This window comes from Paraburkholderia sp. (genome assembly GCF_035501035.1).
Taxonomy (GTDB): domain Bacteria; phylum Pseudomonadota; class Gammaproteobacteria; order Burkholderiales; family Burkholderiaceae; genus Paraburkholderia.
On record NZ_DATJWR010000407.1, the window covers coordinates 1 to 3687 of the forward strand.

The 3687-nt window shown below is 63.8% G+C and carries 3 protein-coding genes; 1 reads left to right on the forward strand and 2 read right to left on the reverse strand.

Annotated elements, in window-relative coordinates:
- Nucleotides 1-20: 20 nt before the first annotated feature.
- Complete coding sequence (locus VMJ11_RS29270; RefSeq protein ID WP_325624245.1) at nt 21-569, reverse strand: iron transporter; 549 nt, start codon at nt 567-569, stop codon at nt 21-23.
- Nucleotides 570-851: 282 nt separating this feature from the next.
- A complete protein-coding gene (gene uvrB / locus VMJ11_RS29275) occupies nt 852-2933 on the reverse strand; it encodes an excinuclease ABC subunit UvrB (RefSeq protein WP_325624247.1) in 2082 nt (693 codons plus the stop codon).
- A 394-nt stretch (nt 2934-3327) separates the two neighbouring features.
- Between uvrB and VMJ11_RS29280 the strand changes: the two genes are divergently transcribed.
- Nucleotides 3328-3687: aminotransferase class I/II-fold pyridoxal phosphate-dependent enzyme (locus VMJ11_RS29280; RefSeq protein WP_325624248.1), on the forward strand; the 360-nt coding region annotated here is incomplete at its 3' end.

The window sequence follows — 3687 nt, forward strand, 5'->3', positions numbered from 1 at the left end:
GCCCGTGACTTGCCCGTGACTTAATAACCGCCCTTCTTGCCGATGCCGGCGAACGGGAAATCGTATTCGAGCGTGATCGGCTTGAACCACGGACCCACGCCCGTTTCCTTGTCGACGTGACGGCCAAACGCCATGTTGCCCATCTGCATCGGCGGTTCGACGATGAGCTTCAGGTGGTACTTGCCGGGGCCGTCGAGCTTGACGTTGTCGCCGTAGTGCGGACCGTCGTTGGCGACCATCGCCATCAGGTCGCCCTTGTGCGACCAGTTCGAGCCCGGCTTGGTGAGTACGTAGTGGACCTGCAGATAGGGCATCCAGTCGCCTTCGGCAAAGCCGGTCGGGTTGTTCTTGACCGCGTGGATGTCCGACTCGAGGTGAATATCGGACTCTGACGCCTTGCGCATCATGCCTTCCGGCTCCATCGTGATCGGCTGCAGATAGACCGCGCCGATTTCCATGCCGCCCTGGATTTGCTGTTTGCCGATCGGGTATTCAGCCGCGTTGGCCGCAAATGCGGCCGTGGCGGCCGCGATCACCGCGGTGCCGCGCAAGAGAGAGTGAATCCGCATCGAAACTCCTGTTTTCTTGTCTGAGATTGACATCCTGTTGAGCCCGCCCGCATGCAGCTAGAAACGTTAATGCGAACAATTCTCAATAATGCCGAAGTTTAGCACCGATGCCGATGAGGGACAAATTCAGCCACACCAAAAGCCCTGGACGGACAGGGTCTTAGCAGCGCTTGATTAACAGAGCCTTACGGCGCTTCGCGGGCCGGCTTCAGGACACGCAATCGGGAGAAAGCGGGCTGGTGCGCCGTGCAAGCCGCCCCGCCCGCATGAACGCATGGGTTCTCAGATCGGATGGTCGCCCACGTTCGCCCCGAACACGCGCTGGCGCAGCACGGCGAGCTGGTCGCGCGCCTGCGCGGCCTTTTCGAATTCGAGGTTCTTCGCGTAGTCCATCATCTGCTTCTCGAGCTTCTTGATCTCCTTGGCGATCTGCTTCTCCGACATGTCCTCGAACTTCGCGCGCTCCTGCTCCTCGCGCAGCTCGGCGCGCGCGTCGTCCACGTTGTAGATGCCGTCAATGATGTCCTTGATGCGCTTGACCACGCCGCGCGGCACGATGCCGTGCTCTTGGTTGAAGGCGATCTGCCTGGCGCGGCGGCGCTCGGTCTCGTCGATCGCGCGGCGCATCGAATCGGTGATGCGGTCGCCGTAGAGAATGGCCTTGCCGTTCACGTTGCGCGCCGCGCGGCCGATGGTCTGGATCAGCGAGCGCTCGGCGCGCAGGAAGCCTTCCTTGTCGGCGTCGAGAATCGCCACGAGCGAGACTTCGGGAATGTCGAGGCCCTCGCGCAGCAGGTTGATGCCCACCAGCACGTCGAACGTGCCCAGACGCAGGTCGCGGATGATCTCCACGCGCTCGACCGTGTCGATGTCGCTGTGCAGATAGCGCACCTTCACGCCGTGGTCGGCGAGGAATTCGGTGAGCTGCTCGGCCATGCGCTTGGTGAGTGTCGTCACGAGCACGCGCTCGCCCGCGGCCACGCGCTCGTTGATCTCGCCCAGCACGTCGTCGACCTGCGTCGAGGCGGGCCGCACTTCGATCACGGGGTCGACGAGGCCCGTCGGCCGCACGACCTGCTCGGCGATCTGGCCCGTCACCTTTTTCTCGTAGTCGGCGGGCGTGGCCGACACGAAGATCACCTGGCGCATCTTGCGCTCGAACTCGTTGAACTTGAGCGGCCGGTTGTCGAGCGCCGAAGGCAGGCGGAACCCGTAGTCGACGAGATTTTCCTTGCGCGCGCGGTCGCCGTTGTACATGCCGTTCAGCTGGCCGATCAGCACGTGCGACTCGTCGAGGAACATCATCGCGTCGGTGGGCAGATAGTCGACGAGCGTGGGCGGCGGCTCGCCGGGCAACGCGCCCGAGAAGTGCCGCGAGTAGTTCTCGATGCCCTTGCAGAAACCGAGTTCCTGGAGCATTTCGAGATCGAAGCGCGTGCGCTGCTCGAGACGCTGCGCCTCCACGAGCTTGCCTTCCGTATGGAAGAATTCGAGCCGCTCACGCAATTCGGTCTTGATGGTTTCGACCGCGCGCAGCACGGTCTCGCGCGGCGTCACGTAGTGCGACGACGGATACACCGTGAAGCGCGGAATCTTCTGCCGCACGCGCCCGGTGAGCGGGTCGAAGAGCTGCAGCGTTTCCACTTCGTCGTCGAACAGCTCGACGCGTACGGCCATTTCGGCATGCTCGGCCGGGAAGATGTCGATGGTGTCGCCGCGCACGCGGAACGTGCCGCGCTGGAAGTCCTGCTCGTTGCGCGTGTACTGCATCGCGATCAGGCGCGCGATGATGTCGCGCTGGCCAAGGCGATCGCCTTGACGCAGCGTCAGAATCATCTGGTGATACTCGGACGGATTGCCGATACCGTAGATCGCCGAGACGGTCGCGACGATCACCACGTCGCGTCGCTCCATCAGGCTCTTGGTGGCCGAGAGGCGCATCTGCTCGATGTGCTCGTTGATCGACGAATCCTTCTCGATGAAGAGATCGCGCTGCGGCACATAGGCTTCCGGCTGGTAGTAGTCGTAGTACGAGACGAAGTACTCGACGGCGTTGCGCGGAAAGAACTCGCGGAACTCGGCATAGAGCTGCGCGGCGAGCGTCTTGTTCGGCGCGAATACGATCGCCGGGCGGCCGAGGCGCGCGATGGTGTTCGCCATCGTGTAGGTCTTGCCCGAGCCCGTCACGCCAAGCAGCGTCTGGAACGAGAGGCCGTCCTCCACGCCTTCGACGAGCGTTTCGATGGCCGTCGGCTGGTCGCCGGCCGGCGGGTACGGCTGGTACAACTGGAACGGCGAGCCTTCGTAATGGACGAATTTCGACTCGTCGAGCGCGGGCGCGTCGGCGACGGTGTGGTCGGGCATGGGTGACATCCTTGCGCGGAGCAAACAACTATTCTAGCGTTTCGCCAATGGGCGAGCCGGGGCGGCCTTGTGCAGCAGATGGGGCGTGACGGGCGGTAGCGCAAGGGCCGCGCGGCGCGCCGGCAGCGGGCCATGGGAGGCCGCACGTCGAAAATTGTCCATTCGTGCCGGAAATCGCCATGAATACCGCGCGGCGGATGCCAATTGGGCGGAAATGCGGGTTGAGGATTCGTTACAATAGCGAGCTGCGTGGCCGGCTGCCCGGCGCCACTCGAAGCACCACTTCGCGGCGAGACATTCCCGAAGCGAGCGGCGCGCAAAACCCGAAGCAACCAGAAACACCCGGAGCGCGTGCGGCCCACCGAGCTTCTTCCTTCACTTTTGCCGAACCATCATGTCCCTCTTTTCCGCTGTCGAACTCGCCCCCCGCGACCCGATCCTGGGTCTGAACGAAGCCTATAACGCCGACGCACGTGCGACCAAGGTGAACCTCGGTGTGGGCGTGTACACCAACGAAGAAGGCAAGATTCCGCTGCTGCGCGCGGTGCGCGAAGCGGAAAAGGCCCGCGTGGAAGCCGGCCTGCCGCGCGGCTATCTGCCGATCGAAGGTCTCGCCGCCTATGACGCCGCCGTGCAGAAGCTCCTGCTCGGCGACGATTCGCCGCTGATCGCGGCTGGCCGCGTCGTCACGGCGCAGGCACTGGGCGGCACGGGCGCGCTGAAGATCGGCGCCGACTTCCTCAAGCGCGTGAAC

Coding starts and splice junctions, on each gene's coding strand:
- VMJ11_RS29270 (WP_325624245.1), bottom strand. CDS start 569: ATGCGGATTCACTCTCTCTTGCGCGGCACCGCGGTGATCGCGGCCGCC.
- uvrB (WP_325624247.1), bottom strand. CDS start 2,933: ATGCCCGACCACACCGTCGCCGACGCGCCCGCGCTCGACGAGTCGAAA.